The organism is Mesorhizobium sp. M7A.F.Ca.US.005.03.1.1 (assembly GCF_003997975.1).
Classification (GTDB): domain Bacteria; phylum Pseudomonadota; class Alphaproteobacteria; order Rhizobiales; family Rhizobiaceae; genus Mesorhizobium; species Mesorhizobium ciceri.
This window is the reverse complement of the sequence record NZ_RZRO01000027.1, coordinates 13779-25297: the sequence shown is the minus strand read 5'-3', so window position 1 is coordinate 25297 and position 11519 is coordinate 13779. Positions and strand designations below refer to the sequence as shown.

Below are 11519 nucleotides of genomic sequence, written 5' to 3'. Positions count from 1 at the left end.
GGTAACACCCTAGTCAAGAGGTGGCCGAGGGTTTTTTGGAAACGAAAGGAGATCATGATGGCAGACGGCATCGTGGAGCGCTCTCGTCCCCGGGATCGGATCCTGGAGACGGCACGCGACATGTTCCACAAGCATGGCATCAAGGGCGTCGGCGTCGACGCCATCACCGAAGCTGCCGGCACGAACAAGATGACGCTCTATCGTCACTTCGAATCCAAGGACGAACTGATCGTCGAATGCCTGCGCGCCAATGCGGCCAAGGCCGGCGCTATGTGGGAAGCATTCGAGGCCGAATTCCCTGGTGACAAGCTTGCCCAACTGCATGCCTGGGTTCGCAAGGCGGCTGCCATGCTCAATGCGGACGGCCGCGGCTGCGACATGGCCAACGCCGCCGCTGAGCTGACCGAGCCGGACCATCCGGCCAGGCTGGTGATCAAGGAGCTCAAGGAAGCCCAGCGCGCGCGCCTTGTGACGCTATGTCGGGATGCCGGCATTGGTCAGGCCGAACTGCTCGCCGATACGCTGTCGCTGTTGTTCGAGGGCGCGCGTGTCAGCGTGCAGACCGTGGGTACCGAAGGTCCGAGCACCCAGTTCGTGCGCATGGCCGAAGGGCTGATCGTTTCGTTCCGGGGCGCTGCCGCCGGTTGAGATCCGCCACGATTGTTGGCGGGTTACGGCTCTATGACGGAGGGCCGCGTACGCCTTTGACCCAGGCGGTATGGAAACTCCGGCGGCCAAACGAAAAAAGCCCGCTGCCGGGAGGAGGTGGCAGCGGGCTCGATTTTCGAATGTGGCGCGGGAGGAGGTGCACCCCATTCAGCGTCGGCATCGCATCTGGGAGGAGTAGATGGCCGACAACCAGAACCTACGAGTTGCCCAACGATTCGGCAACAAAGAAACTTGCATAGCTGCTGTGCAGATTTGCCGTGCCAATTATCATACAAATCCGGCAACAGGCATTTTTGCAGGCCGCCTGCTTCACTGCACCGGGACGTTTTCCCTGAAGATCAAGCGCGGTTCGATGAACTTGCGCGTCAGATAGGGTGCGGAGGAGGCAATCGAGCCGAGCAGGCGAATGACCGACTGCTCGGCGATCAGCCGCGCATTCTGGTCGATGACGACATCGGCGAGATCGTCGACGAGATGACCGCGCGTGTCCTTGGTCAGGTCGTGGCAGATGAACACCGGCTTGTGGTTCGGCCTGGCCTCGCGGATCGCCTTTGCAACGCCCGAATGTCCAGCTCCGACGCAATAGATGCCGAGCAACTCCGGCTCGTCGTGCAGTGCCTTCATGGTCTCGGTGTAGCCGGCATCGGGCTCGTCGTTGATCTCGACGGCGCTGCTGACGGTCAGATTGGGAAACTCCTCATTGAGCACCGAGCGGAAACCCATCTCGCGTTCCTCGTGGCCGCGATAGGAACGTGAGCCGACGACCATCGCCAGATGGCCGGTGCGGCCGCCAAGGAAGCGTCCCATCAGCAGCGCCGCCGTTCGTCCCGCCACCCTGTTGTCGATGCCGACATAGGCCGCGCGCGGTGCCGTCGGAACATCGGACACCAGCGTCACCAGACGCATGCCGGCTTCGACGATGTCGCGCAGGATGTTGCGCGTACGCGGATGATCGACAGCGATCACGCCAACGCCATTGGCCCTGAGCGACAGGTTTTCGACAGCGCTCTGCAGCGCGTTCGGCGAGATACCGGCGAGATTGTGGATCCGGCACGAGGCGACAAGCGGCAGACGCGCGGCGTAGTCCTCGATATGCCCGGCGAGATCGCGCATGAAGGCATTGCTGCCGATCGGCAGCAGGAATTCGAGATGGGCGGGCCGCGAGGGCAGCGTCACCTGATCAGCGACCGGCAGGTAGCCGAGTTGCTTGGCCGCCTCCATGACGCGCTGGCGGTTGGCCGCACTCGCACCCGGCCGGTTGTTCAGCACCCTGTCGACCGTTGCGGTCGATAGCCCGCAATTGCGGGCGATATCCGAGACGGTGGCTTTCATGCCGCTACCCACAGCCCGCAATTGCGGACGATATCCGAAACGGTGGCTTTCATGCCGCTACCTATGCGCCCTGCGATGCCGCGCCAGACAAGCGATGCGATCTGAGGCAGCGGTGATTGCCGCCATCACCCGACAGTCAGTGCGACGGCTTGCCATCGGTGATGGCATCGCGGATTTCCTTGTCCGACATGCCGGTGATGATCCGCTCTACCTCCGCCACGCTGGTCGTCTTCGGGTCGATGTCGTCGGCGACCACCTTGCCCCGGCGCATGACGACGATGCGGTCGACCACCTGGAAGACATGGTGGATGTTGTGGGCGATGAAAATGCAGGAGTGACCGGAATCGCGGGCGCTGCGCACGAAACTCAGCACGCCCTGTGTTTCGGCGACGCCCAGATTGTTGGTGGGCTCGTCGAGGATGATCAGGTCGCTGTCGAAATGCATGGCGCGCGCGATCGCCACCGCCTGACGCTCGCCGCCGGAGAGCGAACCGATCGGCGTCGTCGGCGGGATGTTCTTCGAGATGCCGACCTGCTTGAGCAGGTCGCGGGCAACCGTGTTCATCGCCTCCTGGTCCATCCGGTTGAGGAAGCGCGGCGGTTTGATCGGCTCGCGTCCGAGGAACAGATTGCGGGCGATCGACAGTTGCGTGACCAGTGCGGAGTCCTGGTAGATCGTCTCGATGCCATGGGCGATGGCGTCGCTGGTGCTGCGCAGGCTCACCTTCTTGCCACGGATGAAGATATCGCCGCTGGTCAGCGGAACGGCACCCGAAAGCACCTTGATCAGCGTCGACTTGCCGGCGCCGTTGTCGCCGAGCAAGCCGACGATCTCCCGTTCATTGACATGGAAATTGGCATCCTCCAGCGCCTGCACGCGGCCGTAGGACTTGCGGATGTTCGTCATGCGGATCAGTGGCTCGGCCATGGTTCAAGTCCCCGCCTGATGCCGGCGTTCCAGCCATGAATGCAGTGCCATCATGCCGAGGATGATGGCACCGATGAAGATGTTATAGGCAAGACCAGGCACGCCGATCAGCACGATGCCGTTGCGCATCACGCGCAGGATCAGGATGCCGAGCACGGTGCCGATGATCGTGCCGCGCCCGCCGGTAAGTGCGGTACCGCCGATCACCACCATGGCGATGACTTCCAACTCATAGCCGGTACCGCTGTTGGGGTTGGCGGCGGACGTGCGCAACGAAGAGATGACGCCGGCAAGCGAGGCCATGACCGACGACAGCACGAACAGGCCGATCTTGACCCCGCTGACATTGACGCCGCGCGCCCGCGCCGCGCTCGGGTTGCCGCCGGCCGCCTGGATCCAGTTGCCGGTGCGGCTTTGCGTCAGCACATAGCCGAGCGCGATCGCCGCGGCGATGAACCAGAACAGTGACATGTAGATGCGGAACGGGCCGATGAAGAAGTCGCCGACCAGCGCTTCCGCCAGCCAGCTGCCCTCCGCACTCCAGGTGCGCTGGGGAAAACCGTCGGTGACGAAAAGGGCGGTGCCGCGCACCACCAGCAGCATGCCGAGCGTCACCAGGAAGGATGGGATCTTGAGCTGCGTCACGAACCAGCCATTGACCAGCCCGATGAAGGCGGCGACCAGCAGCGCGGCGACAAAGCCGGCTTCGAGCGAGGTCAGGCCGCTGTTGAACAGGGTCCACATCAAGACCGGCGAGAAGCCGAACAGGGAGCCGACCGAGAGGTCGAACTCGCCGGACGTCATCAACAGCGTCATCGCCAGCGCGATCAGGCCGAGCTCGACCGTGAAAGCCAGCGTGTTGGAGATGTTCTGCGGCGACAGGAAGTCGTGGTTGAAACTCCAGAAAACGGCGATCTCGACGACGAGCAGCACGAAAGGGCCGAATTCCGGCCGTGCGATCAGGCGTGGGACGAGCGAATGATTTTCCACAGGCAATCCGCGACATGAGTGGAAGGCTGAGCGTTGCACATCGCGTGCGAAGGGCTCGGCGAAATGGAGAGCCAGTCGCGACCGTTGGGCGGCCGCGACTGTTGAGATTGGATGTTACTTGCCGGACAGGATGTCGTCGTAGATCTGCGCGGTGTCTTTTTCATAGAGCGCGCCGGTGATGACGTTGAAGCCCGGAGGAATGCCGCCGGCGGCCATATTGGCCAGCGAAAGCGCGACATAGCTGGTCGCCTGCGGGTCCTGCCACTGGCCGGCATTGACATAGCCGTTCAGCACTTCCTGGGTGGTGTCGAGCGAATTGCCCCAGCCGACGACCGGGATTTCGCCCGGCTTGATGCCGACCTGGTCGAACACCCGCTTGATCGAGCCGGTGACGAGGTCGCCTAGGCCGATGATCGCCTTGACCTTGGCCTTGTTCGCCGTGAGGTAGTCGACCATGCGGTTGATCACTTCAGCCTGATCAAGCGTCGCTTCCGTGATTTCATAGGTGATGCCGAGCGGCTCGAAGACGCTCTTGATGCCTTCCTCTTCCTGCACGCCATAGGTGGCGCCGGGGATTTCGACCGGCATCCAGACGAAGTCGCCCTTCTTCACCAGGCCTTTGTCGACCAGATACTGTGCCCAATGCTTGCCGAAGGTGACATTGTCGCCGCCGACATAGGCGTTGAAATCGGCTTTCGGATCAGGCGTGTTGAAATTGATGATCGGCACTTTCGCCGCACGCGCTTCCTTGACGATCTCGATCAGGCTGCCCGGATCGGGGCTCGTGGTGACGATGCCATCGGCCTTGGCGGAGAGGGCGGCGCGAACCGCTTCCTGCTGCGAGGCGACATCGCCGTTGTGGAACGAGGTGTTGACCGTGTTGCCGGTGTCCTTGGCCCACTGCTTGGCGCCGGCCAGGAAGTAGGTCCAGACCGGATCGGCCGGACCGCCATGCGAAATCCAGTAGAACGTCTTGGCCTGTGCCGCTGCTGGTACCACCATCAGCGCCACCAACAGGCCGTATAGAACGAGTCTTAGCCGTGTCAGCATTTGATTTCCTCCCGTTTGTAGATCGTCAGTTCAAAATCCGTTCCCTTGTTCTGCGTCTTTTGCCAGTGCCGATTGAATGCGTCAGAGCATCCCCTTTTTCGACGGATGGCAAGCCTCCATCTGCCAGGCCTCCATCTGCAGGTGTAGTGGGCGCCTGACGGGGCGTCATCAGCCGTCCCATCAGATTGCATCAGTTGAGGTGATTTTCCGACTGTCGGATAATTGATGTCGAGGCTAGCCGAGCAGATAGTCCTCGTCATGGTCGGCGCGCAGGTTGCTCCACAGCCGATCGGCCGCCAGGCGAGCAAGGCGATTTGTTCCGTTAGGTATCCGACAAATGCAGATGCTCGGGCACTCGCAGCATTTCGGCATTGGTGAGTCTTCCGCTGGTGAACTCTAATCGGAGCCCCTCGCAGTATCCGATGGCTTCTCCCTCGATAGGACGTTTGCTGGCCATCAGGAACGCGACAACGCCGAGATCGATGATCCCACCGTGCGTCACCAATAAGCCCGTCGCTTCGTTGGGAACTCGGGCAGCTATGCTCGTCCACAGTCGCACTTGGGTGTTAGCAAATGCAATGCAGTCTACGTCCGATCGGAGTACACGTTCTACCTCCGCCAACGGGCTCGGCCACGAGATCGTTTCGAGTATATTTTTGGGAAGAATTCCAAGTTCGGCAATCAACTCATTTACTTCGAAACCCATCGCAATTGCGGTTTCGATTGCCCGTGGAATTTCGCTTGTGACAACAAGTTCATAAGAGTCAGCCCCTTGGGCTACAAACCGCGCTAGTTCGATTCCTTCTCGAGAAAGGTGCGCGCCAGGCTTGCGCCTCATGGTGTGCCGGCGAACATCAAGTATCGTCATTGGATTCCAGTCCGACGAGGTCACGAGTAATAAGGCGCCAACATTGCGTTGATGGTGGCCCTGGGCCAAGGCTTGGCTAAATAAGATCGGCCTTCGCCAGCTCCCGCATCAGATGGCTGGCGCCGTAGGTCCAGTGCGGGCAGTCTGGCGACAGCTGCACGCGGTTGACCAGCGCGCCGAATTTTTCCGACGAGATGGTGACGATGTCGCCGACCTTGTGGGTAAATCCCTTGCCCTTCTCGCCGCGATCCTTGGACGGAACGAACATGGTGCCGAGATAGAGCGCCAGCCCGTCCGGATACTGGTGGTGCGGCCCCATGGCCGCGGCGACCAGTTCCTCCGGCGAGCGGCTGATCTCGGCCATCGAGCTTGCGCCCTCCAGCGAGAACCCGTCCTCGCCCTCGACTTTCAGGCGCACGACGGCGCGCTTGACGTCATCGATGGAGAATTTCTCGTCGAACAGGCGGATGAAGGGGCCAAGTGAGGCCGAGGCATTGTTATCCTTGGCCTTGCCGAGCAGCAGCGCCGAACGCCCTTCGACGTCGCGCAGATTGACGTCGTTGCCGATAGTGGCGCCGACGATCCTGCCGCTGGAGGCGGCGATCATGGCGATCTCGGGTTCCGGATTGTTCCAGGTCGACACCGGGTGCAGCCCAACATCGGCGCCGAAGCCCACCGAGGCCATCGGCTGGCACTTGGTGAAGATCTCGGCATCGGGGCCGATGCCCACTTCCAGATATTGCGACCAGGCGCCGCGCGAAATCAGCTTGGCCTTGATCTCCATCGCTTCGGGCGAACCGGGCTTCAGCTTCGACAGGTCGTGGCCGATCAGTCCGGCAATGTCGGCGCGGATGGCATCGGCTTTTTCAGCCGAACCACGCGCCTGTTCCTCGATCACCCGTTCCAGCAGGCTGACGACGAAGGTGACGCCCGATGCCTTGACCGCCTGCAGGTCGACCGGGGAGAGCAGGTAGGGTTTTGCTGGATCGCGCCCAGTTTCAAAACTGTTGGCGGCGATGTCATCGAGCGAACCGATCGGTCTGCCTTCGGCCGAGCGGACATGCCCAGCCGGGTCGGCCATCTCGCAAAGGTCGCGCATGGTCGGTGCCGTACGCGAGGTGATGTCGAAGACCGTGCCATCGCGAACCGTGACGACCAGCGGGTATGCAGCACCGCTGCTTCTGGCGCGTCCGACAAAAAGGCCCTCGCTGGGCAGGTGGGTCGGGTTCGTCATGGCGCTCTGTCCTCTTAGTGATCGACAATGTGGTGAAGTGATCGACAATGTGGGCTAGCCGGATCGGCGTGGCACTTTCACCGGATTCCCATCAAAGGTCTATCCCGTCGCAGGCGATCGGAACTCTGGGTCTCCGGTCGTCTCGGCGGCAGTCCACAGGCGAAAGCCATGGTGCTCTTTCAAAATTGTGAAATTCTGACTAGGATTTTCACCAATCGCAGCGCATTCAGGTGACCCTTGGCGACAGCATTCTCCGATCCCATCTGGCGCAGGCCGCAGGCAGCTTTCACGTTTCAATCGCTTCCCAATGGCGAACGGGTCGATCTCGCCATCGTTGGCGGTGGCATCATGGGCTTGTCGACTGCCTTGCATGCCGCCCGGCTTGGCCTGTCGGTGCAGGTGCTGGACGCCGGCGAGATCGGCCAGGGCGCATCAGGCTTGAATGGCGGCCAGGTCATTCCCGGCCTGAAATACGATCCGGAATGGTTGCTGGAGCATTTTGGCCCGGAGCGCGGCGAGGCGCTTGTCAATTTCGCGGCGTCGACCGCCGACGCGGTGTTCGAGCTGATCCGCGACGAGAAGCTGGCGGTGCCGTTCGTTCGAAATGGCTGGATCCAGGCGGCGCACACCGGGGCCGCGCTGAAGGCGGCGACGAACCGCGACCGGCAATGGCACGCGCGCGGTGCCGACGTCCGGTTGCTGAACGCAGAGGAGACCGCAGCCAGGACCGGCGCACAGGGTTATCTCGGCGGCTGGCTCGACCGCCGCGCCGGTGTGATCGATCCGCTCGCCTACACGTCTGAACTTGCCCGGGTCGCGACCGCGGCTGGCGTGAGGATAGCAGAGCGCCAAAGGGTCGTGCGGCTCGCCAATGCCGCCGGTGTTTGGCGTATTTTGATCGAAAATGGCCTGGAATTGCAGGCAAAGGCGGTCGTGCTGGCGACAAACGCCTATACGGACGGTCTGATCCCCGGTCTCGCCCAGACGATCGTGCCGCTGCATTCCTTTCAGATCGCCACAGCGCCGCTGCCGTCCAATCTGGCGGCCACGATCCTGCCGGAAGGGCAGGCGGTGTCGGACTCCAGGCGCATCCTCGTCTACTACCGCAAGAGCGCCGACGGCCGGCTGGTGCTTGGCGGACGGGGCCGCATGGCGCTGCCGACGAGCGCCGGCGACTGGGCGCATCTCGAGCACGCGCTGGTACGGCTCTATCCCTCGCTGTCCGGCGTTCCCATCGAGAAGCGCTGGTTCGGCCGGGTTGCGATGACGCCGGACCACCTGCCGCACATCCACGAGCCGGAGAAAGGCCTGCTCGCCGTGGTCGGCTGCCAGGGTCGTGGTGTCGGCCTGATGACTGCGCTTGGCGAGCGCATCGCCAGCTACCTCCAAAGTGGCGACGCCAGGCAATTGCCTTTCCCGGTCTCGCCGATCCGGCCGATCCCGTTTCACGCCTTCCGCCAGGTCGGCGTCGCCGCGACCATCGCTTGGTATCGCCTGCTCGATGCGTTGGAGCGCTGACCAGGGCGCTTCATCCCCTTGGGGCTCCGTTAGGGGATTCTGCTTGACAGTTTCATGAATATGAAAAACTCTAAGCCAATTTCAAATTTCCCAATAGGCAGGTCGATGTCGACCCTAGTTGCCACATCAGCGCCAGAGGCCCGGTCTTCCCAGGGCTTCCGGGTCGCCATGCTGCTGCCGGGCGCGCTGGTCACCTTGCTGCTGATCCTGTTTGCGCTTGGCCTCGTGCTTTTCCTCGCCTTCCGCGGCAATGACGGTTCGCTGCTCGGCGCCGGTTTCACCGTCGCGAATTTCGTCACCGTGGTGTCCGATCCGCTGTACTGGACGGTGACGCTGCGCTCGCTGATCATTGCCGCTCTGGTCACGCTGGCGACGGTCGTCACTGCCTATCCCGTCGCCTACTACCTTGCCTTCCACGCCGGCCGGCGGCGCGGCCTGCTGCTGTTCCTGGTGACGCTGCCGTTCTGGACCAGCTATCTCCTGCGCGTCTTCGCCTGGAAGATCGTGCTCGCCTACAATGGCGTTTTGAACTCGGCGCTGATCGAAAGCGGCATCTGGTCCGAGCCGACATTGGCCTTTCTCAACACGCCGGCCGCCGTCGTCGTCACGCTGGCGCACGCCTATGCGCCTTTCGCCATCCTGCCGATCTACGTGGCGCTGGACACCATCCCGAAATCGCTGATCGAGGCCGCTTCCGATCTCGGCGCGCGGCCATTCACCTCTTTCCGCCGGATCGTGCTGCCCAATTCGATGCCGGGCGTGCTGGCGGCAGCCCTCGTCATCTTCGTGCCGACGGTCGGCGACTATGTCACGCCGGCGCTCGTCGGCGGCCCGGCCAGCACCATGATCGGCACGCTGATCCAGGCGCAATTCGGCAAGGCCAATGACTGGCCGTTTGGCGCAGCACTCTCCGTCGCCGTCATGCTGGTCATCCTGTGCGTGGTGCTGGTCGCCCGCTTCGCCGACCGCAGATTTGGCAGCCGCACATGAGCACTGCACGCACGCAGGGAGGTGGCCGCTGGCTCGGCATGTATGTCGCCGCCTATTTGGTCTTTCTCTATCTGCCGGTGCTGCTGATCCCGCTGTTTTCCTTCAACAACTCGATCCAGGCAGCGTTTCCGCTGCAAGGTTTTACCTTGCAATGGTACGCGACGCTGTTCGGCAATTCGGCGCTGACCGTTGCACTCTTGAACAGCCTCGCCATCGGCGCCATCGCCGCCACGGGTGCGACGCTGTGCGGCATCACCGTGTCCTACATGGACCTCTACGGCCGCTCGCCGCTGGCCGCCACCATCAGCGCCATCGCACGGCTGCCGATCCTGATCCCGGGCGTCATCGTCGGCATATCGCTGCTGATCCTCATCAACCTCGTTGGTCTGGGGCCATCGCGCGTCGCCATCGTTCTCGGCCATATATTGGTGGCGCTGCCGACGACCGTGGTGATCATGCGCAGCCGCTTCGCCGCCATCCCGAAAACCATTCGCGAGGCGGCACTCGATCTCGGCGCCTCCGACTGGACGACCTTCCGGCGGGTCATGCTGCCGCTCAGCCTGCCGGCCATCGTCTCGGCATTCATGCTGGCCTTCCTGATCTCCTTCGACGAATTCATCGTCGTGTTCTTCCGGGCCGGCACCGAGCCGACGCTGCCGCTCTACATCTGGAGCCAGCTGCGTTTTCCCCGGTCGCTGCCGACGGTGATGGCACTGGGCACTTCGATCCTGGCGGTGTCCTTCGTCATCGCTGCAGCAGCTGAAATCCTGCGCCATCGCGGCTTATCCGCCACGGCGCCAAAGCCCGCGGATCCATCACAACCAAAACAAACCAAGAGAGGAGAACTGCAATGGCATTCGACCTGAAATCGATCTCTGCAAAGACTGTTTGCGCTGGATTGACGGCGTTCGCGCTGGCGCTGTCGTCGACCGTCGCTTTCGCCGGCGAAAAGCTGCAATATTTCACCTGGTCGGGCTATGAACTGCCCGACTTCAACAAGAGCTTCCTTGCCGCGCATCCCGATGGCGTCGAGGCCTCGATCTTCGGTGACGACGATGACGCCTTCACCAAGGTCAAGGCCGGCTTCCGACCCGACATTGCGCATCCCTGCTATGACAAGGTGGCGCGCTGGAACAAGGAAGGCCTGCTGCAGCCAATCGACACCAAGCGCATCAAGAACTGGGACTCGATCTTCCCGGTGTTCAAGAACCTGCCAGACCTGCAGGCTGGCGACGGCAAGGTCTGGATGGTGCCGTGGGACTGGGGCAACACCTCGATCCTCTACCGCACCGATCTGGTGAAGAACCCGGAAGCGAGCTGGAACCTTTTGTGGGACAAGCAGTATGCCGGTCGCATGGCGACGATCGACGCGGTGCATGACACGCCTGTCGTGGCGGCGCTGCTCGCCGGCGTCAATCCGTTCGACATGACGCCGGAGCAAATGGACAAGGTGGCCGAGAAGCTGCGCGAGCAGCGCCCGCTGCTCTCCAACTACACCACCGACATGACCTCCGTCGAACAGGCGCTGGCCAGCGGCCAATTGGTCGCCGCCATGACCTGGAACGCGTCGGCCACCTCGCTCAAGAAGCAGGGCGTGCCGGTCGAGTTCATGAAGCCCAAGGAGGGCATGCTGACCTGGGCCTGCGGCTTCGTGATGCTCAAGGACGCCAAGAATGTCGACCTCGCCTATGATTTCATCAACAGCCGGCTGGAGACGGATTCCGGCAAATACCTGATCGAGGCCTACGGCTATGGCAGCTCGACCAGTTCGGCCTTCGCGGCGGTGCCGAAGGAGGAGCTGGAGAAATTGCAGCTGCCGTCCGACCCGGAGGTGATGCTGAAGACCACCATCTTCACCGGACCGATGAAACAGAATGACGACCTCGCCAAGATGTTTGAGAAGGTGAAGGCGGGGGGATAAAGCTCCCCCTTCTCCCCTT

General features: G+C 62.4%; 11 protein-coding genes. 5 read left to right on the top strand and 6 right to left on the bottom strand.

Annotation, left to right across the window (positions count from 1 at the left end; genetic code table 11):
• The first annotated feature begins 57 nt into the window (after positions 1 to 57).
• Positions 58 to 648 (top strand): TetR/AcrR family transcriptional regulator, encoded by a 591-nt coding sequence (locus EN990_RS14025; protein ID WP_013532873.1) that lies wholly within the window; start codon positions 58 to 60, stop codon positions 646 to 648.
• Between the two features lie 330 nt (positions 649 to 978).
• Here EN990_RS14025 and EN990_RS14015 read toward each other — a convergent pair whose 3' ends face one another.
• From EN990_RS14015 to EN990_RS13990, 6 genes are all read right to left on the bottom strand, one after another.
• Positions 979 to 2001 carry a LacI family DNA-binding transcriptional regulator gene (locus EN990_RS14015; RefSeq protein ID WP_127370433.1) on the bottom strand — a complete coding sequence of 341 codons (1023 nt, stop codon included), beginning with the start codon at positions 1999 to 2001 and terminating at the stop codon, positions 979 to 981.
• A 136-nt stretch (positions 2002 to 2137) separates the two neighbouring features.
• Positions 2138 to 2929, bottom strand: a complete 792-nt coding sequence (locus EN990_RS14010) for an ATP-binding cassette domain-containing protein (RefSeq protein WP_013532870.1) — start codon at positions 2927 to 2929, stop codon at positions 2138 to 2140.
• Between the two features lie 3 nt (positions 2930 to 2932).
• Positions 2933 to 3919, bottom strand: a complete 987-nt coding sequence (locus EN990_RS14005) for an ABC transporter permease (RefSeq protein ID WP_013532869.1) — start codon at positions 3917 to 3919, stop codon at positions 2933 to 2935.
• Between the two features lie 114 nt (positions 3920 to 4033).
• Positions 4034 to 4969 carry a substrate-binding domain-containing protein gene (locus EN990_RS14000; RefSeq protein WP_013532868.1) on the bottom strand — a complete coding sequence of 312 codons (936 nt, stop codon included), beginning with the start codon at positions 4967 to 4969 and terminating at the stop codon, positions 4034 to 4036.
• A gap of 322 nt (positions 4970 to 5291) precedes the next feature.
• Positions 5292 to 5837 carry a hypothetical protein gene (locus EN990_RS13995; RefSeq protein WP_064995104.1) on the bottom strand — a complete coding sequence of 182 codons (546 nt, stop codon included), beginning with the start codon at positions 5835 to 5837 and terminating at the stop codon, positions 5292 to 5294.
• A 76-nt stretch (positions 5838 to 5913) separates the two neighbouring features.
• Entirely contained in the window at positions 5914 to 7071 is a 1158-nt protein-coding gene (locus EN990_RS13990; RefSeq protein WP_063167634.1) for a fumarylacetoacetate hydrolase family protein, read from the bottom strand.
• Positions 7072 to 7308: 237 nt separating this feature from the next.
• On the opposite strand from EN990_RS13990, the gene EN990_RS13985 reads away from it, so the two are divergent.
• The 4 genes from EN990_RS13985 to EN990_RS13970 all read left to right on the top strand — a co-directional run bounded on the left by EN990_RS13985 (position 7309) and on the right by EN990_RS13970 (position 11500).
• Positions 7309 to 8589, top strand: a complete 1281-nt coding sequence (locus EN990_RS13985) for an FAD-dependent oxidoreductase (RefSeq protein WP_127369270.1) — start codon at positions 7309 to 7311, stop codon at positions 8587 to 8589.
• Positions 8590 to 8694: 105 nt separating this feature from the next.
• On the top strand, positions 8695 to 9579 hold the full coding sequence (locus tag EN990_RS13980; RefSeq protein WP_127384732.1) for an ABC transporter permease: 885 nt from the start codon (positions 8695 to 8697) through the stop codon (positions 9577 to 9579).
• Entirely contained in the window at positions 9576 to 10445 is an 870-nt protein-coding gene (locus tag EN990_RS13975; protein ID WP_127388315.1) for an ABC transporter permease, read from the top strand. Before EN990_RS13980 ends, EN990_RS13975 begins: the two co-directional genes overlap by 4 nt.
• The gene (locus EN990_RS13970) at positions 10430 to 11500 is read left to right on the top strand and encodes an ABC transporter substrate-binding protein (protein WP_127370096.1); all 1071 of its coding nucleotides are present in this window, start codon (positions 10430 to 10432) and stop codon (positions 11498 to 11500) included. The genes EN990_RS13975 and EN990_RS13970 overlap by 16 nt, the downstream gene beginning before the upstream one ends.
• Positions 11501 to 11519 lie beyond the last annotated feature (19 nt).

Excerpts from the sequence above, each read along its gene's own strand:
- EN990_RS13975 (WP_127388315.1), top strand. The coding sequence starts at position 9,576 with ATGAGCACTGCACGCACGCAGGGAGGTGGCCGCTGGCTCGGCATGTAT.
- EN990_RS14025 (WP_013532873.1), top strand. The coding sequence starts at position 58 with ATGGCAGACGGCATCGTGGAGCGCTCTCGTCCCCGGGATCGGATCCTG.
- EN990_RS13970 (WP_127370096.1), top strand. The coding sequence starts at position 10,430 with ATGGCATTCGACCTGAAATCGATCTCTGCAAAGACTGTTTGCGCTGGA.
- EN990_RS14000 (WP_013532868.1), bottom strand. The coding sequence starts at position 4,969 with ATGCTGACACGGCTAAGACTCGTTCTATACGGCCTGTTGGTGGCGCTG.
- EN990_RS14015 (WP_127370433.1), bottom strand. The coding sequence starts at position 2,001 with ATGAAAGCCACCGTCTCGGATATCGCCCGCAATTGCGGGCTATCGACC.
- EN990_RS13990 (WP_063167634.1), bottom strand. The coding sequence starts at position 7,071 with ATGACGAACCCGACCCACCTGCCCAGCGAGGGCCTTTTTGTCGGACGC.
- EN990_RS13995 (WP_064995104.1), bottom strand. The coding sequence starts at position 5,837 with ATGACGATACTTGATGTTCGCCGGCACACCATGAGGCGCAAGCCTGGC.
- EN990_RS13980 (WP_127384732.1), top strand. The coding sequence starts at position 8,695 with ATGTCGACCCTAGTTGCCACATCAGCGCCAGAGGCCCGGTCTTCCCAG.
- EN990_RS14010 (WP_013532870.1), bottom strand. The coding sequence starts at position 2,929 with ATGGCCGAGCCACTGATCCGCATGACGAACATCCGCAAGTCCTACGGC.